General features: G+C 34.5%; 20 protein-coding genes and 5 pseudogenes. 4 read left to right on the forward strand and 21 right to left on the reverse strand.

What is annotated here, in order from left to right; genetic code table 11:
• Positions 1–64: 64 nt before the first annotated feature.
• Both AC1Q8N_RS05755 and AC1Q8N_RS05760 read right to left on the reverse strand, forming a co-directional pair.
• Positions 65–322 carry a helix-turn-helix domain-containing protein gene (locus AC1Q8N_RS05755; protein WP_179885530.1) on the reverse strand — a complete coding sequence of 86 codons (258 nt, stop codon included), beginning with the start codon at positions 320–322 and terminating at the stop codon, positions 65–67.
• A gap of 563 nt (positions 323–885) precedes the next feature.
• On the reverse strand, positions 886–1,773 hold the full coding sequence (locus AC1Q8N_RS05760; RefSeq protein WP_142324919.1) for a helix-turn-helix domain-containing protein: 888 nt from the start codon (positions 1,771–1,773) through the stop codon (positions 886–888).
• Between the two features lie 1,257 nt (positions 1,774–3,030).
• On the opposite strand from AC1Q8N_RS05760, the gene AC1Q8N_RS05765 reads away from it, so the two are divergent.
• The 3 genes from AC1Q8N_RS05765 to AC1Q8N_RS05775 all read left to right on the forward strand — a co-directional run bounded on the left by AC1Q8N_RS05765 (position 3,031) and on the right by AC1Q8N_RS05775 (position 6,120).
• Positions 3,031–3,174, forward strand: a complete 144-nt coding sequence (locus AC1Q8N_RS05765; RefSeq protein ID WP_179885529.1) for a hypothetical protein — start codon at positions 3,031–3,033, stop codon at positions 3,172–3,174.
• Between the two features lie 613 nt (positions 3,175–3,787).
• Complete coding sequence (locus AC1Q8N_RS05770; protein WP_098375352.1) at positions 3,788–4,336, forward strand: tyrosine-type recombinase/integrase; 549 nt, start codon at positions 3,788–3,790, stop codon at positions 4,334–4,336.
• Between the two features lie 584 nt (positions 4,337–4,920).
• Positions 4,921–6,120: a ComEA family DNA-binding protein gene (locus tag AC1Q8N_RS05775; RefSeq protein WP_098375351.1), complete on the forward strand. Its 1,200-nt coding sequence runs from the start codon at positions 4,921–4,923 to the stop codon at positions 6,118–6,120.
• A gap of 24 nt (positions 6,121–6,144) precedes the next feature.
• Here AC1Q8N_RS05775 and AC1Q8N_RS05780 read toward each other — a convergent pair whose 3' ends face one another.
• The 6 genes from AC1Q8N_RS05780 to AC1Q8N_RS05805 all read right to left on the reverse strand — a co-directional run bounded on the left by AC1Q8N_RS05780 (position 6,145) and on the right by AC1Q8N_RS05805 (position 10,583).
• Complete coding sequence (locus tag AC1Q8N_RS05780) at positions 6,145–7,476, reverse strand: hypothetical protein (RefSeq protein WP_493521116.1); 1,332 nt, start codon at positions 7,474–7,476, stop codon at positions 6,145–6,147.
• A gap of 99 nt (positions 7,477–7,575) precedes the next feature.
• Positions 7,576–7,794: a hypothetical protein gene (locus AC1Q8N_RS05785; RefSeq protein WP_098375350.1), complete on the reverse strand. Its 219-nt coding sequence runs from the start codon at positions 7,792–7,794 to the stop codon at positions 7,576–7,578.
• A gap of 69 nt (positions 7,795–7,863) precedes the next feature.
• Positions 7,864–8,043 carry a hypothetical protein gene (locus tag AC1Q8N_RS05790; RefSeq protein WP_098375349.1) on the reverse strand — a complete coding sequence of 60 codons (180 nt, stop codon included), beginning with the start codon at positions 8,041–8,043 and terminating at the stop codon, positions 7,864–7,866.
• Positions 8,040–8,723 (reverse strand): hypothetical protein, encoded by a 684-nt coding sequence (locus AC1Q8N_RS05795; protein WP_098375348.1) that lies wholly within the window; start codon positions 8,721–8,723, stop codon positions 8,040–8,042. The genes AC1Q8N_RS05790 and AC1Q8N_RS05795 overlap by 4 nt, the downstream gene beginning before the upstream one ends.
• Positions 8,724–9,251: 528 nt before the next feature.
• Positions 9,252–9,401 carry a hypothetical protein gene (locus AC1Q8N_RS05800; protein ID WP_179885527.1) on the reverse strand — a complete coding sequence of 50 codons (150 nt, stop codon included), beginning with the start codon at positions 9,399–9,401 and terminating at the stop codon, positions 9,252–9,254.
• A 156-nt stretch (positions 9,402–9,557) separates the two neighbouring features.
• The gene (locus tag AC1Q8N_RS05805; RefSeq protein WP_098375347.1) at positions 9,558–10,583 is read right to left on the reverse strand and encodes a tyrosine-type recombinase/integrase; all 1,026 of its coding nucleotides are present in this window, start codon (positions 10,581–10,583) and stop codon (positions 9,558–9,560) included.
• 169 nt (positions 10,584–10,752) lie between these two features.
• Between AC1Q8N_RS05805 and AC1Q8N_RS05810 the strand changes: the two are divergent.
• Positions 10,753–10,827, forward strand: a pseudogene (locus AC1Q8N_RS05810) (GNAT family N-acetyltransferase); the annotation flags it as partial.
• Positions 10,828–11,109: 282 nt separating this feature from the next.
• Here AC1Q8N_RS05810 and AC1Q8N_RS05815 read toward each other — a convergent pair.
• The 13 genes and pseudogenes from AC1Q8N_RS05815 to AC1Q8N_RS05875 form a co-directional block, all read right to left on the reverse strand.
• Entirely contained in the window at positions 11,110–11,883 is a 774-nt protein-coding gene (locus tag AC1Q8N_RS05815; RefSeq protein WP_116443144.1) for a DUF3952 domain-containing protein, read from the reverse strand.
• A gap of 176 nt (positions 11,884–12,059) precedes the next feature.
• Positions 12,060–12,836 (reverse strand): hypothetical protein, encoded by a 777-nt coding sequence (locus tag AC1Q8N_RS05820; protein WP_493521117.1) that lies wholly within the window; start codon positions 12,834–12,836, stop codon positions 12,060–12,062.
• Between the two features lie 62 nt (positions 12,837–12,898).
• Positions 12,899–13,669, reverse strand: coding sequence for a hypothetical protein (locus AC1Q8N_RS05825; protein WP_098076444.1), 771 nt, complete (start codon positions 13,667–13,669; stop codon positions 12,899–12,901).
• 218 nt (positions 13,670–13,887) lie between these two features.
• Complete coding sequence (locus AC1Q8N_RS05830) at positions 13,888–13,959, reverse strand: hypothetical protein (protein WP_107134685.1); 72 nt, start codon at positions 13,957–13,959, stop codon at positions 13,888–13,890.
• Between the two features lie 117 nt (positions 13,960–14,076).
• A complete protein-coding gene (locus tag AC1Q8N_RS05835; RefSeq protein WP_098076447.1) occupies positions 14,077–14,898 on the reverse strand; it encodes a DUF3952 domain-containing protein in 822 nt (273 codons plus the stop codon).
• Positions 14,899–14,931: 33 nt separating this feature from the next.
• Positions 14,932–15,734, reverse strand: a pseudogene (locus tag AC1Q8N_RS05840) (DUF3952 domain-containing protein).
• A gap of 199 nt (positions 15,735–15,933) precedes the next feature.
• On the reverse strand, positions 15,934–16,728 hold the full coding sequence (locus tag AC1Q8N_RS05845) for a hypothetical protein (RefSeq protein WP_098076450.1): 795 nt from the start codon (positions 16,726–16,728) through the stop codon (positions 15,934–15,936).
• Positions 16,729–16,824: 96 nt separating this feature from the next.
• A pseudogene (locus AC1Q8N_RS05850) lies at positions 16,825–16,970 on the reverse strand (DUF3952 domain-containing protein); the annotation flags it as partial.
• A gap of 3 nt (positions 16,971–16,973) precedes the next feature.
• Positions 16,974–17,398 (reverse strand): annotated as a pseudogene (locus AC1Q8N_RS05855) (lipase); the annotation flags it as partial.
• Between the two features lie 19 nt (positions 17,399–17,417).
• Positions 17,418–18,239, reverse strand: coding sequence for a DUF3952 domain-containing protein (locus AC1Q8N_RS05860; RefSeq protein ID WP_493521118.1), 822 nt, complete (start codon positions 18,237–18,239; stop codon positions 17,418–17,420).
• 199 nt (positions 18,240–18,438) lie between these two features.
• A pseudogene (locus tag AC1Q8N_RS05865) lies at positions 18,439–19,233 on the reverse strand (hypothetical protein).
• Between the two features lie 92 nt (positions 19,234–19,325).
• Positions 19,326–19,604 carry a hypothetical protein gene (locus AC1Q8N_RS05870; RefSeq protein ID WP_098076456.1) on the reverse strand — a complete coding sequence of 93 codons (279 nt, stop codon included), beginning with the start codon at positions 19,602–19,604 and terminating at the stop codon, positions 19,326–19,328.
• A gap of 94 nt (positions 19,605–19,698) precedes the next feature.
• Positions 19,699–20,496, reverse strand: a complete 798-nt coding sequence (locus tag AC1Q8N_RS05875; protein WP_098076459.1) for a hypothetical protein — start codon at positions 20,494–20,496, stop codon at positions 19,699–19,701.
• Positions 20,497–20,523: the final 27 nt, after the last annotated feature.

Here is a 20,523-nt window from a genome sequence, read left to right on the forward strand (position 1 = left end):
ATATATGGTATCGGCATGTAGCCGTTACTCGCAGTAATTAATTGTTATCGTATTGATCGATGCGCTAAAACCTTTCGATGCGGTTTCGCATATCCTTTTGTACTTCGTATAACTCTCGATTGTGTACGAGTTGTTGCATGATACGAATGTTGTCGCTACCTAATATTTCGTGTAGCTTTCGGGTGTTAGCACGGCTCGGTCGTGAAGTGCCCGCTATCCATCTTGACACGGTACTTTCGGAAGAAAGCCCCAATAGGTCGGCTAGTTCCCGTTGATTAATTTCTAACATATAGAGAATTGCTGCTATCATTCTTGATTCCATTTTCATAACCTCCTAACTTTTAAATCTCCTTGTCGAGTTTGGACATATTACGTGAATTGACAGTTAAAAAATATCGGGAAGTCAGGCAACCAACCCGACAACCCATGCCATTTACCAACGCAAACCCAAACTTAAAGGAGTGTATATACTTGACTGCGCCGTAGGATTCTCGCCAACGGCAGAAAGTGAATTAAGGGTATGAAGGAGGGAAAAGGGAAACCCTCCGACAATGTGATAATAAGCGACGTGCTTTTTCGTATACTGCCCGTTAGGGACTTTTATTTGTGTAGTCTCCTACAATCTATATGTAGGGCTACGAACAAGGAAATTGTATAGACTTGACAACTTTCTTTAGTTTCCTGTAATAATTCGATTAGCTTCGTTACCCTGACGCCTTCATAAACGCAACCGCTTTGCGATTCGGGTCGATGGTTTCGAATTATTTCGTTACCTTCGATTACATAAGGGCGTCGGCTTTCTTTATATTCCACTACGGTATGTGAAATTATTTCTGCTTCGTAGTTATTGGCGCCACTTCTCACCTCCTTTCGGTCGATTTTCCGCTATTTTTTATCTAGCTTTGCGGTGATCTGATCGAATAGTTTCGTTATTCCCGCTTCATATGGATTGTTTGGTACACCGCGATTGCACACGCGAGGATTAATGATATAGTTTCGGCCCGCTACGTCTGTATAAACACTAGAAACCGATAACATTGCGCCCGCTTGCATTAGTTTCGTCATGATATGTCGGAACGTTTGGTATGCTACGCCTAGAATTTCCGATAGTTCCCGACCGTTTAACGGTTTTACTAGTTTCGGGTTGAATTCTTGCGGATTCTCGCATAATACGAGTGTATCTTTGTGGGCGTATCGCATTAACTTGAATAGGGCGCCCGCTTCACGGTGGCTTAGTCGGTCTAATAGCTTTTTAGATTCGACTCTATATATCTTCACGAAGTTTTTAAAATCCCCGTCGCCCGCTTTTATAACGTCCTCTTCTATATAAAATAGCGTTGGTCGTGCCGTACTATCCCGACATAGGGCGCCGATCTTTTCTAGTTCCGCGATTGTTTTATATGTCGCTTTACGGCTTCGCAGCTTTCCGCCCGTTCCGAGCGCCTTTTGTATGTCCTTTACAGTTAACGGGATTTCAGGTGCATATCGTTCTATATCGGTCTTTTTTCGTTCTACCTTCGCAATAAGTAGGCCGCCTTTGTTCGTTACTAAATATTGCGTTAGATTGAATAATGCACCGATATCGGCGAGGGAAATCGCGTCATACCTTCCCCAACCTTCCGCATTGCTCATGCAGAATTGTCTGCGGTCTTTGTTTCGAAATTCCGCACCTGATCTCTTTTTTCTGATAGCATCGTTTTCCGCTTGTCCTCGAATACGTTGCGATCCTGCGACGTCCATCGCATTCATAACAATATCGGGATTTTCTAACATGATCCGTCGGCGCTCTTCGTCCGTCCGCGCTTCCCGTAGTTGGTGGCTGATCTCATTGAATGTATTTGACATGTTTTGTCCTCCTTGTTTTATTTACGTCGTGTAAACTTGTTCCTTTTTTGACTACACTAAGTAAAAACTTGTTCCTTTTTTGACTACACTAATTTTCTCCTTAATCCCTTGCGGCTCTAAGTCCGAACCGCTAAAAGTGTTATTTATTCTTCTGTTATCTGTGTGAAGTCATTCTTCCTTTTGGCGCATGAAATACGTATGCCCCAGCCCTTCTAACGTCGGGCCATTATTGATATAGATTGCGTATTTCTTAAATAGAGTGATACGCATAAATAGTTATTGGTGAGAGCCTTCGCGATCACTCGAAACGAAGTGCCGATATTATTTAAAAAGAAAGGAGGAAAGAGCGCGGGGAAAGCGCCCTGTCCAGTGTTAGTAATAGACGGTATTACTTTTATAAGCGTCGTTACCCGCTTCGTAGGTATTAGCGCAACGTGTACCCCCTGTTAGGCGTAACACTTACATATACGCGGGCTCGTGTACCATTTCAGCGTAAGTATGCGAAACTTTTTATAATGTAATAAGTACCGCACACTATCCGATAAGGCTGCGCGACTTCCTACGCCATTCCCTTACGGCTATATAAACGCCCTTAAGGATCAGCGTCGGTTAATTTATTTAAAGAATGTGTAAAACGCAGTAGGAATGACGCTAGGACCGTTAAAAGAGACGATAAGGTTGCGATAGATAGAATAACAGAGTCGTTACGCTGGCATATGTTCAATTTAAGGCCCCTAACACTCCGAATGAGAGTCGATAACATTAATATGGTACAAACGGTATAATGCAAAATAGACGTATTCTCGTACGTTAGAATATACGAAGGATTAACGCCCCGTTTCGAAAATTCAGCGCGGAAATTTTTTATAGATCGTAGTTTTCGATATTCGTGAGGGGTTGGGTAACTTCGAAGGATAATACGAAGGTGACTACGTGGAAGGGACTACGTGAGGGCTTCGACTGTTAATCTGTATGGAAATAATTACCACTCGTTTTAAAATACCTGCTCGCTATTTCTAAACAGTTGTGTACGGGATATTGGCCCCGTGCTTGGGGGGTAGACGAAAATTTCTCGGGTTGGATATCGTGCCGTGGCCTTCGTCGTTCTTCGCTCGTTCTCGCGTTAAATAAGACCTTTAAAAGTGATTCGAAGTTTTCACACTCGAAAAAGATCCACGAAAAGAAATGAAGAAAAGAAACTCAATCGAATTCGAATCGCATTCACAAACGAATTACAATCGAAATGAATTGCGAAGAACAAACGAATTGTTTTATGATCACAAACGAATTGCAATCGAATCCAATCGAAATGAATTGCGAATGATTTAATAACAATGAAGAAAGAAGAACGAACAACAATTCTTTTTATTATTCTTTTCGAATTGAATCGCGAACACAAACACAACGAACACAACGTAATAACATTCGTACAGACTCGCGACCTTACGTGTATAGTAGTGTAGTGCAATGGCATAGCATCGCGTGTAGTAACATCGCATAGCATTGTACGTAGTCCATTACGTTTAAAGGCGCTTAACAATTCGAATGCGAGTCGATAAGATAACGGAATACTAATGCCGCATATCGGTGCTTGTATATGGCCCTACATAATGCGGGATGTATAGCCGTGGTATCTCGAATACGTATCGGGCTATTGGCAACATAGTGCGGGCCGTTGGTTGTATGATGTGGCCATGTGGTCAGATATATAGAGGCCTGTTATATTACAAAACATAATGCGGGGTATTGTTATACATAATAGATCCGTGGGTATTCCATATATAAAGCCGCGTTTGGTCAATGTATGAATTTAGATAAAAACGTACATTCATTCTATTGTTATTGTTGATGTTGCGGCGATTCGGTGATATTCTATAAATACATTTAAAAAACGTACATTCATTTCCGTATAAATAGGGTGTTTATAATAGGGGGAAATAACATGAATCAAATTAAAGATGTCCAACCGATCCGCAGTAAAGAACAAATAGATGATATGAAGTGGGCGCTTCGTCGTCATTGCAGTGAGCGCGATTATATTTTATTCTTGATCGGTATTAATACTGGGCTTCGGGTCGGTGATCTATTAAAGTTGAAAACTAGCGATGTACTTCGTAGAAAGATCATAAAGGTATCAGAAGGCAAAACGAAGAAAGCGCGTGAAATTAATCTGTCTAACATATACGAAGAGGTACAAGCCTACGCGAAGGCTAACGAGAGTGGGTGGCTATTCCCTTCGAGAAAAGGCGACAAGGCGATCTCGACAACGCAAGCGTATCGAAGCATTACAAAGGCGGCAGAATTCGCAGAAGTAGAGAGCGTCGGTACTCATACAATGCGAAAAACATTCGGCTATTGGTTCTACAAACAAACGAAGGATGTTGCGAAACTTCAAACGATACTCAATCATAGTCATCCGCAAGTTACATTGACATATATCGGAATTACTAACGAAGAGATAGAAAACGATTTAAATACATTCGTATTATAAAACGCTCATAACGGGCGTCTTTTTTGTGCGCAGAAATGGCGAGGATCATTCGAATCCCTTAGATAGCCACGGCGCATCGAGTTGTACATGGTATCGATACAAATTAAATAAAATTACGAAGTCAGGGCGGATCAGGTGTGCGTAAATTATAACCCTATGAGATTTCAATCGCTCTTCCACAACGGGAGTTTGCTCGTGTATAGCGATAACTATCGATCTATACGAAGCACTACACATATGTATCGATGTACAACGCTCACTGTACGCAATCTATTAGAAATTGCTAGCGGTCACTATCGAAATGTAGCGAAGTGTATCGATCCCTACGAGTTTCGTATATGCGTAAATGAATGTCAACGCGTTTTCGATGCAAGTTAACATTAATAACACCGTCATATCAACGTTTCTTACACTACATTCAACACTTACGATATGTTTACAATCATATACAGGTCGTATACATTACACCAACCCTCGTTTATGTACGTACAATTATCAAAGAAGTACTCGGCTCGCTATTCTGTTTTATTTAAAAATGTTAAAATCAAGATATCTTAATAAGTGTATTTGGGGGGATTTATGTCATGGGAACTAAAATGAAAAATGATGTAATAAAACTACTTAAAGAGTCTCTAGATCAATTAGAGAATCAAAAAGGAAGTGTTTTAACAGGAGTACAAAAACTATCTCGTGCCGCTAAGATTTTGGATGATACAGATACTGTTATTTGGTGTGAAATCCAATTAGGAAATAAACAATATACAACAGATTTAATAAAGCTTGTAACGTTATTTAGAGAACATGGAGAAGGCGGAAGACTCTCAGGCGATCCATTAGAAGAATCTTACAAAATCATGGATGAACTAGAGGCAAAAGGATTAACAGATGAAATTCATTTCTCTATAGAGGACATAAGTATAAAATTGAATAAACGTGGAGGCGGTTATAAAGGAATCGGTTTTATCGAAGAAAGATATAATGACTTAGTTCGATTAAAGAGTTGGAACGATGGTACATTTTATAAAAGTAGCCTAATTACTCATATTAGTTATGTTAAGAGAGTGGCGCATGAAAAAGTGACGGCACTTTACACAAAAATCGCTTACACAGACAGTGCACAAACGGCTTTTGATATTTTAAAAAATGAAGTAGACGATAGATTACTTGATTTAAACCCTGAATTAGCTGAACGATTAATGCTCGCATTTAAGTCTGTATCGACGGATAACCCCGAAGAATGGTCGCAAGCACTAACTACATGTAGAAGGTTTATCGAAGGCTTGGCTGATGAGTTATTTCCACCAATTAGCGAAGAAGTAGACGGAAGAAAATTAGGAAAAACGCAATACATTAATAGACTGTGGGCATTTATGGATAATTCAATTGAGAGTAAATCTAATAAAGACTTAGCTAAAGCACACGTTGATATTCTTGGGGGCTATCTTCAACGCATCCATAAACTGAGTAATAAAGGCGTTCACGCTGAGTTAGAAAGAGAAGAAGCCGTTAAAACTGTATTCCACACATATTTAATGGTAGCAGATATCTTAAAATATCTTGATCCTTCGTACTCAACTAAGGAAGAACAGTTAAATATACATAAAGCAAGTTTAGATGAGTTAGAGAGCCTATTAGGAGTTCCACGTAGTATCGCAAAAGAAATTGTTAAGGTGAGAGTTCGAGAAGGAGAGTTAACACCAGAGATTTTAGGTAAAATTAAAGGCGTAGGTTCAAAAACACTATCTTTAGCACAAGAAGAGTTTTCTTTTGAACCGATAGCTTAAGAGTGAAGCCGCCATCATCGGCGGCTATTTTTCGTCTGGCTGAAATAATACTTCAACATCAATATCATTAATATCATTAATATCATTAATATCATTAATATCATTAATATCATTAATATCATTAATATCATTAATATCATCTATTATGATTAACGGAACTTCGTTTTGATATCTTATACGTGGGTGGGTCTTATGATTTTCATAATCCATCGCATGAATTAATAAAGATAGATAGTTTCCAGCCAAAGTACGACTATATTTAGGTAATAGTTGCTTTTCGATGAGAAAATCTAATGAAATAGCATTAGAAATATTACTTCTATAGTTGAATATATCTTGTTCAGCGTATTCGAGGGATTTTCCATAATCATACGAATTATCTGCGTATACTTGCGAGTTCATTCCCAGTATCTCAAAAACTTCAAACTCATTATGATCAATCTGCTGAATTATATGTCTGTATGTAGGTATTATCGGTTTCAGTTCAAACAGGTAGTCGGTTACTATTTTTCTTTCAGTCTCCTTGAATAAACTTAAATCACATTCTAAGAAAGACATATACCTTATGATCTCTTCTTCGTAATGCTCTTTTGTCAATTTTCTCTCTTTCGCCTGTGCATAAAGTTCTTTCAGTTGTATTAACTCTGAACTACTCTTGTCTAAATGAACTGGAATTGATTGTAATTCTTTTTTCACCCTACAGTACAGTTCATCTATTTTATCCATAAGCATCTCTAGCGTGCTATACCTTAATGCTACAAACTTCAAAAGCGCGTCAACTGTGATTTCTTTACTTCCGCCATATTCTTCTTCAGCTTTTCTGTTATTAGAGTAGAGACGTAATGAAAACTCTTGACCATCATGAGAAGTGGACCAACTACTAAAAAAACGCACTTTTTTCTCAAAACCTTTTAGTTCAATTTCGTTTCCGTTAACCGAATGAATTCCAAACCAAGAACGGACTTCTTTGACATATTTCTCATCAGTATAATCCCTATCAAACTCTCTCTTTTTGAAAATACTACAATCATTAATATAGGGCTGTTTGTCTTTTGTTGATTGTCCGATAGATAACCACAAATGGTTTACTGCTTCTACAATCATATCAATAGTGACAATAAAATGAGTAAACTCAAGGGAAGTCTTATTCATATTTCTATCTTTCTTAGGCTTCTCTATTCCTTGCACCGCAACTGTTAGCCAATCCATACAAGAGCATATCTTACTCCAAATATCTATTCCTTCTGTACCATAGGAGTTTTTATAGTCCACAAAAAAGATTCTAACAAATTCATTATTATCATGAACTTTTCTCCTAAAATCATTAATCACCTTAGGGTCCAACTCAGGTATCAATTATCATTTACCTCCCAGTAATACAACATTTTTTTATTTATTTTAACACACGCATCAATTATCCCCAAACATCTCATCCAACTGATCGCACAATGTACATTACTTATTTTCGTTGATTGAATACTCGCGTATCTCATCGACAAATCCCGCACTTCCCATCATGTGAAGTGCTTTCTGTAATTCGCCTTCTGTATAACTATCGCGTGCCGTACGCCCTACATTTACAAGTCGTAACAACTTATGAAATTCTGTTCTCCCATTCGCCTTTAGTGCGTCATGTATCGCATTAATTAGATCATTAACGTTATTACTCTGCATTAGCTTTTCACCTCCTTTTATACGCCTATTTTTCCTTCTTTCATTCGCATATTAAATTCATTAACCTGATCACTCTCGAGTATCTTTGCCTCTTCTTCTCGATATAATGTCGGTTAAACATGCTAAACCTACAGAAAGACCAAACGCTACGCCGATAGCTGCTACGTACAGATTGCCGAATACCTTCGCTGCGGTCATGATTACGAATGTGACGATAATTAACAGATAAAAATTACGTCTATTTTTCATAGTATATCCTCCCTTCTTACGTTCCTTTTACGCAGTCTTTTCTTAAAACTTCGTATTGTACTCCTCGCAGAACCAAACGATCGTCCCGTCTTTTTCGATAATGCTCTAGAGATTTCAGCCTCGGTGACCTTATCGTAATTCTCCGCGGTATGTATCATAGTATCTAATACAATAAAATCTATTTCCTTCACGCATATGGTTTCATATAACCTTGCGTATGTCTCTTCGTATGTACTTGCATTGCCGATCGCTTTTCCTTCTGTAGTATCTGTACAGTCCAACGCTTTAAATACGTTGCTATCTTCTATAAGCGTTAACTTTTTTCGTTTTTCCCCTCTCCTCCCGCAGTAGTCTCGTAATGAGCGATAGATAAAGTACTTCACTCTTTTGTCGAAGTCTCCCCGATCTACGTCGAACGTTCTAATCGCATACCTTATTCTGCGAAAGCAATCCTCGATAAAATGCATTTCGTTATTTATACGATGCCAGTTGTCATTGGCTAGCCGTTCGATCAGCGGTATGTAGTGCGCCTCGATTCTCGTTCTATATTTAATATTATCGCACATTACAATGCAATAATCTTCCATTTCCTTTTTAGCTAATAGCGCCACCCTATTTAGTGTTGCGTTTATGTCTTCGCCTTTATTTGCGTATTGTCTTATAGTAAGTCGTTTCTGCATGATGCGTAAGTCCTCCCCTTCTCATATATCCCATTTCCAAGCCCTTTATATAATTCTTAATTTATATATCGTTTAAATCCTTTTCCTCTATCTTAGTGAGTGGTAGTTATCTATATTTTCCTCTAGCCATGGTTAGTGGTAGTAATTTCTTTTAAATCTCTTAAAATCTCTTGGCCTTAAGGTCTTTCGGTTTATATCATGGTGAAGCGGAGATTGCAGAAATGGCTGATAGCATAGTTATCCCCTAGTTTTCAAAGTTAAAAATAACTAAGAAAGCTAGAAAGGATAAGTACTATACATGGCTTGCGTTATGCAGTGTCCGTATGCGTAGCCCTATTCACTCAATGACTTTCATCATACGCACCCTTTAACGTAGGCTTGTCCGTGTAATATCGTCCCTACACGACAAACTGAATGCGTTCCCTAGCACCGTAGCGCTAACGATAACCCACCGAACCTTTCAGACTATAACGTCTAGGCAAGTTCTCGCCTTCCCGCATCATACGAATAGGAATACAATGCGGGACGCTATCCTTGTAAGAGTATACAAGTACTCTCTGCACGACCGATAGCAAGCCAAGCCGTAATTATATCTTCGTTATACGTGTCCATAATTGCGGTAATCAGTTTTTTACGTGGTTTACAGGCAGTTCCACGTTTGGAATTACCGCATACCAACGCCCCCGATCACCTAAAAAAGACAATAAGAAACTAAACCCCTTGTATTATATTTTCAAAAAAATTATAATGGGGGTACTGAATGTACGGAATGTCCGTTATTTAGTTATACGTGAATGTTTTGAGTCCTCCAGTTGGCGCTGGGGACTTTTTCTTTTATCTCGTTCTTTTTAGTTTGTTTAGCGGTGAGTATTCATCATGGCTCTTTCTCATTTCTTTAACATCCATCTGTATATATCGTCTCATAGTACGTATGTCAGCCCATCCGCCGATTTTTTGTAAAGTAAAAACATCGCATCCATTTAATATCATGTTTTTTGCCCATGTGTGGCGATATACGTGCGCGGATACTTTCTTCCCTTTAACTCCTGCTTTATCTGCATAATGCTTCAATCGCTTATTAAAATGAATGGTAGTCAATGGATCGCCGTAGCTTGTTAAAAATATCAATTCACTTTTAAAATTTGCTTTGTTTTCGTTTACAAGTTGTAGAACTAACTTAGTAACGTGTGTAGAAATCGGAACTAAGCGTGGCTTTCTATTTTTACTTCTATCTGGTGAAATTGTTATAAAACGTGATTGAAAGTCGATGTCCGCAGTACGTAAACTAACAAGCTCTCGAATTCTTAATCCCGAATCAAGTAACAGATTAATCGCTACGAAGTCACGAAACCCTACGAAATCTCTTAAGCTAGGTTGCTGCAATATCGCTTTGACTTCATCATCCTCTAAACAATTCGTTAAGTCGATATCTTGTCTCAATAATTTAACTCTTTCCATCGGGTTCACTTGAATAATTTCTTCCCGTTGCAGGTGATTAAAAATTGAGCGTAACGTCCTAAGATTAATATTTATCGTCGTATCAGCTAATCCAACTTTTCGGTTGTCTGTGTGTATTACCTTATGAGTATCGTAGCGCTTTTTATCGTGTTTCATATAATTTATATATTCTCGAAAGACTTCCGCCGTTAATTCATCGATATACTCTACGTCATAATTCGCATATAACCAATCAGTGAAATACCGCCACATTTTGATATAATCCTTTACAGTCCTTTCCCTACACCCTTCTGCACGCTTACCTGAGATAGCAAGATCAAGTGCTTGTTGGATTGTTAGCTTAGGATATTTTTTTCCGTCATTAGATATCTTCGTAATCCTTTTTCTCTTTTTTAACGACAAAATAAAAGACCTCCCTAACGATTAAATTTCATCGTTAAGAAGGTCGTTATCCATATCCGTTTATTGAACAATTTAGTATTGTTTTCATCCCCTTAATACGCTTGTTTTTATACGCTCACTCTATCGTTATCCACAACTCTTTTCCCATCTTATCGTTTTCCAAAAACGTAACAATCCAGCTGCTGGACGAATTTATAAACGTCTAGGGTTTAATGACATCGGGATGTGGACGATGTATCGATAATAAGCAATACTTTATAAGAGGAAATAGTTGTAACTTAGCAATAAAGCAGATTATACAAAAACTTCACACCGTTATTATGAAGATGGAAAAACTACTTGCGGAGCAATACTCTAACTAAAACATGTTATGTATTCAAGCTAAATTTAGATAGATAAACGCCCCAATTGTTGCACCTACTCCAGCAATTGGGGCGTTTACCTTCAAATTCTTTCCACTATATTTATGAAACATTTATTCCACTTATGTCGCTATTATCATTACGTGCAAATGCTCTTTTTAATATTACTGCTTCTTATTATACTGTGCTTTAAAATCAATATATTCCTGTCTCGCGTCCTGATTATTACCTTGTTGACTATCAAAGTATGTGTGTATTTGTGATATGTGTTCTACTGACTTTCCTTCTTCATTTCTCTTTTTATAATTCACTACAATACTCACTTCCAATATCTGCTCTGAGCCCTTTGTAAACTCAATATGCAGTGCGATCGATCCACCACCATATTCATCATATTGTATTTTCAACTTATCATTAATAATATTTTGAAACTCTGATTCAGTTAGTGTATATCCAACAGTACTAGGCTGACCAAACTTTTTTATATCACCTCCTGGCTTCATCTTTAGTTTCCCTATCCCTTTTAAACGATCTACAATTAAGTTCACGTATGAAACATCCAGACTTGAATCCGTACTTTGTACCTGTCCATTCTCATAACTAATATTTGTACTATAATTAACTTCTTCTTTATAATTTTTATTATCTACTTCCGAGGTAATTTCTTGTGTTGTATTTCCATATAAACTTTTATCTTTCGTATTATATATGCCTTTCGAAGTTTGATAGATTGTTTTACTGTGCTCTCCATCTTCCTTTTGCTCATATGTACTATATATACCTCTTTGTTTCACATACGCATATCCATCATCACTCGCAGACATAACCTTTTTCATATCACCTTCATCCAAAGCTTTGACAAATGGCTCATATTCTATCTTTTTTTCAAAAAAACTACATGCTTGTAATAGGCTGATTGCTATTATGATACTAATCATTTTAGAAACCCTTTTTTTGTTCATTTCATCATCACACTACCCACTCTATATTTTCAATTAGATAACCTACTAATCACTTTTATCACCTTACATAAGTAAATTTTCTTTTCGTAGTTCAAATACTCTCCTATAAATTATTACTTTTTCATCATCAAAACTTAAAATACACACTTTCTTTATGCCTTACGTTTCGATTTACTTTTTTTATTTTTCTTTTGATATCTTGGAGTCTCTCTTTTATGTTGCTCCCATGAAATGTTAAATGACGGAAATTTAAACCTGCAATATGCTAATAGCTGAAATTCAGCTGCACCGATGGCTATCGTATACATTAAAAAGGTCCCTACTACATACATAAATAAATCATCAAACCCATAATCATTATGAAAATATATCAAAATAAGAATAGTTACTGCGTATAGTGTAGCCCACTTCATCATCTTTCCTTTTGTTTTACTAAAGAAAGAAGTAGACCTTTCATCCATACTAAACGCACCTTCACTCGCTTGTTTAAACGTATCAATTGTTGTCAAAATATGAAAAATCACTGCTCCTAAAAGCAATAAACCCACATACATTATTGTAATCCAGTCAATTGAATTATTAGCCATTTTAGTAACAGTCAAAGCAATAGGAGCTATTGTTGCCAATTGGAATGAACATAATAATACGACAAGGGTTTGTAGTTTTTGAAATTTAAATTGAGCTATCGGAAATGAATAAATAACGAAAAGAATTATTTGTAGGTTGTACAATAACACTTCTAACTTAACAATTCCTATATTAAAGAGAAGCATACAGTAATCCCACCCAGCTGATAAAACAATAGAAAAAATGGTTATTGAACTAAATAGTATTCCTCCAAACATAAACCCTGTAGTACCTTGAGGGTCTAAACGATATTCACATGTCATCCTAAACTTATCTAAATCTTCTTCTTTTATATCCCACATCCTGACTCTTCACCCTCTATAAGGTTTAAATAATTCTCATATACTTAAATTGCATTTCACTCTTACTTACTTTTCGTTTTGGATTTTGTATCTCGCTTTCGAATTCTCCCACGCATTCTCTCATTCTCTTCCCACGTCATATGAAATGACTTGAATTTGAATCTACAATACACTAAGAGCTGGAACTCTGCCGCTCCTATTGCTACTGCATACATAATAACATTACACATAACATAACCAAACATTGTGTTTAATGAATAATTATTATTTATATAAATTAAAACAAGAAGAATTATCACATAAATTACAGCACCTTGTATAACATGTCCCTTTGTTTTACTAAAAAACGAAGCTGATTTGTCCTCACTACTAAATGCACCTTCGCTTGCTTGTTTAAATGTATCAACTGTTGTCACAATATGAACAATAATTCCACCTAATACTAATAGACCTACATAAACACGTGTATGGAGATCAATTGAATGCTCTATCATCCCAGAAAGTACAAATAAAGTGCATCCGATAGTTCCAAGTTGAAATGCATATAATAATATAACGAGCGTTTGTAATTTTTGAAATTTATAACGTGCTTTAGGGAATAAATATAGAATTAAAAACATTACTTGCAAACCATATAACACTAATTCAATCCTAACAATTACCTTATCAAACAAGGTAGTATAATAATCCATTCCTCCCACAAAAATAATAACCATAAATAATGAAGTATAAAATATCGTTCCGAGCATAAAACCCGCAGCACCTTCAGGACTTAAACGCCCTTTACATGTCATTCGAAACTTATATAAATCTTCTTCTTTTATATTCCACACCCTGACATTTCACCTTCTATACAGTTTAAATAATTTTCTTGCACTAAAATTCTATTACATTCTTAATATTTTTAAGTACATAGATCTTTGTACAACTAAATTCAGAAAATCTTTTAAGTATACCATTACCACATTAATTACCATAATCATATACTCAGAATGCTTTTTGATAAATCAAATAGTATCCTTTCTCCTCAAAAGTTCCAAATATTCTTCTTTCAATTAAGTATAACCGTCTTCTTGTCACCTTCATTCAATGCCTTTATTAGGCTCTCATACTCTATTTTGATTTCCCAAAACTATACGCGCTCAGCAAAACATAACTGTCATCACAGTAACTATTTTTTACTACCCCTTTACTCATATCTTCACAACATTTATCATTCTCAAAATTCAATCAAAATATGTTATTTTTGATTTATATACTCTTTTTCATAATTTACATATTCTTTTTTGGAACTTTGATTATTATCTTCTCTGGTATGATAATATGTTAAAATTTCTTGATTGCGTTTTATAAGCTTATCTTCTTTTCTTTCTTCATAATTTACCGATATTGTTATTTGTATTATTCTCATTTGATTTTCTTTTGTATCATTAGGCGTATTAAATTCAATCATCAATATTGCAGAATCAAATTTATCATATTTTAAATTTAACTTGTCATTTATTATGCTTTTAAACTGTAATTCAGTTAAATCATAGCTTATTATGCTCGGTTCACTAAATCTTTTTGTATCTTCACTCGGTTTCAATTTACTAAGTTCATTTAATCCTCTAAACATTAATTTTACATATGAAACATTCATAGCTTGATCCTGGGCTATTGAACGGGATTTTTCATTTTTTAAATTTGTACTATAGACCGTTTCTTTTTTGTAATTTTGATTACTACCAACGTTTTTATCATTTTTTATATCAGTAGCAATCTTTTGAGTTGTTTTCCCATATAAGTCGTTTTCTTTCACATTATATATTCCATGGGTTGTTTGATATATTATCCTGCTATGTTCACCATCTTCTTTTTCTTCATAAGTACTGTCGCTAGTCTCTTCTTTCACATATGCATATCCATCATCACTCGCAGACATTACCGTCTTCATATCACCTTCATCCAATGCCTTTACTAATCTCTCATACTCTATTTTTGTTTCCCCGAAACTGCACGCGCTTAGTAAAAACATTACAGTCATTACAATAACTATTTTTTTAACTAACCTTTTACTCATACCATAACTACACCTTTCCCCTTATTTTATACATTACTTGCTATTCGAATATTGTTTTTCATACTTCTCATATCGGGTTTTAGAAGCTTTATCGTTATCTTCTTTACTATTTAAATAGATTGCTATTTTTTGATCATGCCTTATTAATCGGCCTTTTTTATTCTTTTTTTCATATCCCATTGTGATGCTTATTGTAGTGAATTCCATTGGATTTTCTTTTGAATCTTTCGCCGAACTAAATTCCATTAATAATATTGCTTCATCAAATTTATCGTAGTCCACCTTTAACTTATTATTAATTATTTCTTGAAATTGCGATTCAGTTAAGTAATATGTTACCTTGGATGACTCACTAAATCTTTTTTATCTTTTTTGGGTCTTAAACTATCTATTCCCTTTAATCTATTAAATATAAATCGAACATTCGAAACGTCCAAATTTTGATCTGGACTTTTTGATTGATTATCTTCATATTTAATACTAGTTCTATATACAATCTCTTCTTTTTTTTGCTCACTATTTAATGAACTAGCAATTTCTTGCAAAGTTGTTCCATAGAACTTTTTTTCTTTAATATTGTATACTCCTCCTGTTGTTTGATATACAACGCTAATGCGATTATCATTTTCCGCCCAAAACGTGCTATCCCTAATCTCTTCTTTTACATAAGCATACCCGCCATCACTCGCAGACATAACCGTCTTCATATCACCTTCATCCAACGCCTTTACTAATCTCTCATACTCTATCTTCGTCTCCCCAAAACCACATCCACTTAATAAACTTGCTACTATTGACAGAACTATCATCATCTTAGATTTTTTCTTTAACTTCATACTGACACCCCGTTAGTTACTATAGGCATTTTTAGGTTCATTATGTTCCCTTTTGGAAAGTAATACACTTCACCTTTACTTACTGCTATTTATTCACTTATGCAGATTAAATTGAATATTCTTTAATTTTCAATAGCATCGATTTATATACAATCCTTAATTGCTCATATATTCTATTCGAATTTTCAGAAACCAAAACTTATTTTATTTCTTTAGTTTTCTTTTTTTCCTTCTCTTCATAAAGCTTTAGTCTTTTCTGACGTTCCATTTCGTGTTCCTCCCACGAAATATAAAATGATGGAAATTTAAATCTGCAATAGGCTAATAATTGGAACTCTGCTGCACCTATGGCTACCGCGTACATTACAAGGGTTCCTGCCATATACCCCACTAAAACCCCTGTTTCATAATTATTATGAAAATAAATTAAAATAAGAAGGGTTAGTACATATATCGTAACACCAATCATTGCATTGCCTTTTGTTTTACTAAAAAATGAAGTTGCTCTTTCATCCATACTAAATGCTCCACTCTCTGCTTGTTTAAAGGTATCAATCGTTGTCACCAGATGAACAAAAACTGCTCCTAGAAACAATAAACCCACATACAATAATGTAATTTGATCAATTGAATAATTCGAAATTGCTGGAAGTATAAATAATGTGAATCCTATAGTTCCTAGCTGAAATGCAAATAATAATATCACAAATGCTTGCAACTTTTGATATTTGAAACGAGCTTTTGGAATTAGATATAGAATGAAAAAGATTACTTGCAAACCATATAACACTAATTCAATACTCACAATTATTTTGTCAAAGAGATTTGGATAATAACCCCAGCCAAATTTAAATAATGCTCCCAAAATAAAAAGCATGAATAATGAACTATAAACTATTCCTCCAAACATAAACCCCATAGAATATTCTGGGCTTAAGCGATTTCTACATGTTATTTTAAATTCATCTAAATCTTTTTCTTTTATATTCCACATATAATTACACCATCTTTTCTAAAATCATATAATAACTCTATTTTTGTAGATAAACTGAGAGTAAATAAATATTTTTGATATTTATTATTAAACTAACTTTTCTTTAAAGTCTATATCTATCCTCATTTGCAAAATTTGTTTTGGATTTTTTGGACACCCAGGTGCAATACGATTGTTGCTCCATCAAATTCATCGCATTGTATCTTTAATTTATTATTAATAATATTTTTAAATTCAGATTCAAAGTGCCCTAATAAAGTTATCTTCTTTCCTTTATTACCCGCCTTGACTTTTTCATAAATTTTTTCTGCTTGACTATACTGAAATTCCGCTAATGACCCCAATATAGGTGAATTAGTTAAATTATGCAGCCAAATTGCTCCATCGGTTGCTAAATCGCATATTTGGCTCGGTTGGGTTCCAACGTATACAATGAAAATTCCATGCGTGTTTCTATTCTCTAAAGCATATGCCCCAAATCCAGTTACTGAATGAATATCATCAGAAGCTATAAGATTAGCATTAAAGTTGTCTTGTAACTTCTGTTTATTTATTATTGGATCAGAGTTATTATATTTTTTTCTTGTGCATTATAATCATAAATATCTCTTGCTGATAATCTTAATTTTCCTACATCACTACTTAATTTATAATCTTCCTCGTTCACCATATTCTCCCCCTTATATATATTAATGGCTTTCTTTAAATTTCTTTTCATATTGTAAGTAATCTTTTTTTGATTTCTGATTATTTTCTTCTTTATTATGTAAATATGTTGTTATTTCTTGATCATGCCTAATCATATTATTTTCTTCATTTCTTTGTTTATAGCCTATCGAAATTGTTATCTCTGTTATTTCCATCGGATTTTCCTTTGTATCCTTAGCAGAATTAAATTCAATTAGTAGTGTTGCATAACTAAACTTCTCATACTCTAATCCTAAATTCCCATTAAATATCTTTTTAAATTGAGTTTCTGATAAATTATAGCTTATCGTAGCTGGTTGGCTGAAGCTTTTTTTATTCACATTTGGTTTCAATTCTTTTATTCCTTGCACTCTATTGAGCATTAATTTTATATTAGACATATCTTTCCCTCGATTTGAAGCTTCTAGCTGTCCATTTTCGTATCTTATATCTGACTTGAATACAAATTCTTCTTTATATTGTGGGTTGTCAATATGTTTTTCATCCTCAACTGGAGTATTGACTTTCTTTTGTGTCTCACCAAAAAGAATCTTATCTTTAATACTATAAATACCTTGCGTTGTTTGATAAACTACTCCTATTTGCTTATTATTATCCTCAATAAAAGTACTATCCCTCACCTCTTCTTTCCCATACGCATACCCTTCATCACCCGCAGACATAACCGTCTTCATATCACCTTCATCCAATGCCTTTACTAATCTCTCATACTCTATCTTCGTCTCCCCTAAACCACATCCACTTAATAAACTTGCTACTATTGACAGAACTATCATCATCTTAGATTTTTTCTTTAACTTCATACTGACACCCCGTTGATTTCTCTAGGCATTTTTAAGTTCATTATGTTCCTTTTTGGAAAGTAATACATTTCACCTTTACTTACTGCTATTTATTTACTCATACAGATTATATTGAAGATGCTTTAATTTTTAATAGCATTGATTTATATACAATCCTTAATTGCTTATATGTTCTGTTCGAATTTTCAGAATCCGAAACTTATTTTATTTCTTTCGCTTTCTTTTCCTCTCTCTCTTTATAACGCTTTAAGAATTCCTGCCGTTCCCTATCATGTTCCTCCCACGAAATATAAAATGACGGAAATTTAAATCTGCAATAGGCTAATAATTGGAACTCTGCTGCACCTATGGCTACCGCGTACATGATTAGAGTTCCTCCCGCATACAATCCTAAAATCTTCAGTGTATAATCATTATGCACATAAATTGAAATGAGAAGAATTAGCACATAAATTACAGCACACTTTATTGTAATCCTCTTTGTTTTACTAAAAAATGAAGAGGATTCTTCTCCCTTATTAAATGCCCCTTTACTTGCCTGTCTAAAAGTATCAATAGTCGCTAAAATATGTAAAATGACTGCACCTAAAAATAATAACCCAACATACATTAATGTACTTTGATCAATTGAATAATTTTACATTCCTGGAATTATCAACATTGTAAATGTTATAGTGCCTAGCTGAAATGCATATAATAGTACCACAAGTGTTTGTAGTTTCTGTAATTTAAATGGCATCTTAGGAAACAGATAAATAATTAAAAAAATTACTTGAAGACTATAAAGTACTAACTCAAGGCTAACAATTATTTTATCAAAGAGAGTCGGGTAATAACTCCAACCAAACCTTATTAACCCTACAATAAGAAAAAACATTATTAATGAAATAAAAAACATCGTTCCAAACATAAACCCTGTAGCCCAGTCGGGACTTAAGCGGTTCTTACAAGTACTTTTAAATTCATTTAAATCTTCTTCTTTTATATTCCACATATAATTACACCATCTTTTCTAAAATCATGTAATAACTCTATTTTTGTAGACAAACTGAGAGTAAATAAATATTTTTAGTATTTCATATTAAACTAGCCTTTTTTACTTTTTTTAACAAACAAAAAATACAGCGATAGCATTAGTATTAAGCCTATTCCACAAACCAATACACCTCCATATTCTTTCTGGTATAAAAAAATAAACATAGTAACAATATAGCTCGGTATTGACAAAATAATGAGCCACTTCCCCAGAAACTCTGCTACTTTATATAGAAGTAAAAAGATAAACATACTCCCAACAATAATAGGTGCTATTACACCTTCAAAAAAACCTTTTTCTTTTTTTACAGTTTTTGAATCTTTATTCAAGACATTACATCCCTCTCTTTACTAGTTAATTTATGAATAATGTATTCATTCTATCTTCAATATAAGTTTACAAGTATCATTTACAACTTTCATTTCAGTTTTTGTTTCGCTTTTGTTCTTTCTCTCTTATTCTTTTTCTATTTGCTATAAATTCTTGGCGTTCCTTTTCATGTTGTTCCCACGTAATATTAAATGATGGAAATTTAAAGCGACAATACACCAATAGGACGAATTCTGCTGATGCAACGGCAAATACATATAATATAATTGTTTGTAAAAAATAAAACACCATCGGCTTTAGCGCAAAACGAATACTTGCAAAGATTAATATCAATAGGACAACTATATAAATTACCATTCCAATTAACATCCAGAGTTTTGTATTAGTAAAAAATGAGACTGATTCCCCTTCTAACTTATAGCCTCCATATTTTGCTTTTTTAAAAGTATGGATTGTTATTACAATATGAGTAATTATCGCTCCTAATAATAATAGACCTACATAAAATACCGTTAGATTTTCACAAGAATATCCAAATATTGCTTCAATTAATACATACGCATAACCTACCGTTGCAACCTGAAACGAGTTAAAAACAATTAAAACGGCTTGTAACTTTTGTAATTTAAATCTTAATTTCGGAAATGAATAGATAATCAAAAAAAGGATTTGCAGAATATATAATGCTAACTCTACAGAAACAATTATTCGTTCAAAAGATTTTGGATAAGCCTCCCAACCAAGTTGTAAAAAACCCAAAACAATAAAAAACATCGGTAATGAAGCGTATACAAAAACTCCAACTAAAAAGGCCATTACACCATCAGGACTTAATCGGTTTTTATTTGTAATTTCGAAAAAACCTAAATCTTCTTCTTTTATTTTAAGCATTCATCTTTCCCCATTTCGACGCAAAAC

The sequence above is a fragment of the Bacillus sp. GW823-FHT06B01 genome (assembly GCF_058952315.1).

Coding starts and splice junctions, on each gene's coding strand:
- AC1Q8N_RS05755 (WP_179885530.1), bottom strand. CDS start 322: ATGGAATCAAGAATGATAGCAGCAATTCTCTATATGTTAGAAATTAAT.
- AC1Q8N_RS05760 (WP_142324919.1), bottom strand. CDS start 1,773: ATGTTAGAAAATCCCGATATTGTTATGAATGCGATGGACGTCGCAGGA.
- AC1Q8N_RS05765 (WP_179885529.1), top strand. CDS start 3,031: ATGAAGAAAAGAAACTCAATCGAATTCGAATCGCATTCACAAACGAAT.
- AC1Q8N_RS05770 (WP_098375352.1), top strand. CDS start 3,788: ATGAATCAAATTAAAGATGTCCAACCGATCCGCAGTAAAGAACAAATA.
- AC1Q8N_RS05775 (WP_098375351.1), top strand. CDS start 4,921: ATGGGAACTAAAATGAAAAATGATGTAATAAAACTACTTAAAGAGTCT.
- AC1Q8N_RS05785 (WP_098375350.1), bottom strand. CDS start 7,794: ATGCAGAGTAATAACGTTAATGATCTAATTAATGCGATACATGACGCA.
- AC1Q8N_RS05790 (WP_098375349.1), bottom strand. CDS start 8,043: ATGAAAAATAGACGTAATTTTTATCTGTTAATTATCGTCACATTCGTA.
- AC1Q8N_RS05795 (WP_098375348.1), bottom strand. CDS start 8,723: ATGCAGAAACGACTTACTATAAGACAATACGCAAATAAAGGCGAAGAC.
- AC1Q8N_RS05815 (WP_116443144.1), bottom strand. CDS start 11,883: ATGATTAGTATCATAATAGCAATCAGCCTATTACAAGCATGTAGTTTT.
- AC1Q8N_RS05820 (WP_493521117.1), bottom strand. CDS start 12,836: ATGTGGGATATAAAAGAAGAAGATTTAGATAAGTTTAGGATGACATGT.
- AC1Q8N_RS05835 (WP_098076447.1), bottom strand. CDS start 14,898: ATGAGTAAAAGGTTAGTTAAAAAAATAGTTATTGTAATGACTGTAATG.
- AC1Q8N_RS05845 (WP_098076450.1), bottom strand. CDS start 16,728: ATGTGGAATATAAAAGAAAAAGATTTAGATGAATTTAAAATAACATGT.
- AC1Q8N_RS05860 (WP_493521118.1), bottom strand. CDS start 18,239: ATGAAGTTAAAGAAAAAATCTAAGATGATGATAGTTCTGTCAATAGTA.
- AC1Q8N_RS05875 (WP_098076459.1), bottom strand. CDS start 20,496: ATGCTTAAAATAAAAGAAGAAGATTTAGGTTTTTTCGAAATTACAAAT.